Source organism: Bremerella sp. JC817, assembly GCF_040718835.1.
Classification (GTDB): Bacteria; Planctomycetota; Planctomycetia; order Pirellulales; family Pirellulaceae; genus Bremerella.
The window spans coordinates 1-457 of record NZ_JBFEFG010000149.1; the positions used below are offsets into that span (position 1 = coordinate 1).

Consider the following 457-nt stretch of genomic DNA (forward strand, 5'->3'; position numbering starts at 1 on the left):
CTTCTTTGGTGTCGCCAAAGGTGACCGGCTCATCGACGGGCGTCACGGTGACGTCGTAGTCAAAGTACTGCCGGCCTTCGTAGACGGGCATGACGAAGTCGATCGCGGCGGCGTTGCCGTCGCCGGGGGCCTCGGGCTTCATGACGCCCCTCCGCCCGGCTTGCGCGCGATCACCAGCATTTGCCCGCCGAACAGCCAGTGGGCCGGGGGGAAGGCCAGGTAGAGGCGGACCAGGATCGGCCAGCGCGGCAAGCGGCTCTTGGTCGTATAAGGCAGGAACTTCGCCCGGGCCTCGATCACCTCATACCCGGCGATCCCGAGCGCCTCGGCCATCCCCTTCTCGCTCAGGGGCAAGGTGTGGTCGAAGAAGTCCCAGAAGGCACCGCCCACCACCCGGGCGTTCGGCTGCATGATGATCAACCGACCGCCCGGCCGGAGCACCCTGCGCAGGGCGCCG

Annotated in this window: 1 protein-coding gene; it reads right to left on the reverse strand. The window is 68.1% G+C overall.

Features of this window, described 5'->3' with window-relative positions:
• Window positions 1–138: 138 nt before the first annotated feature.
• On the reverse strand, window positions 139–457 hold a 319-nt coding region (locus AB1L30_RS00700; protein WP_367011426.1), incomplete at its 5' end, for a hypothetical protein.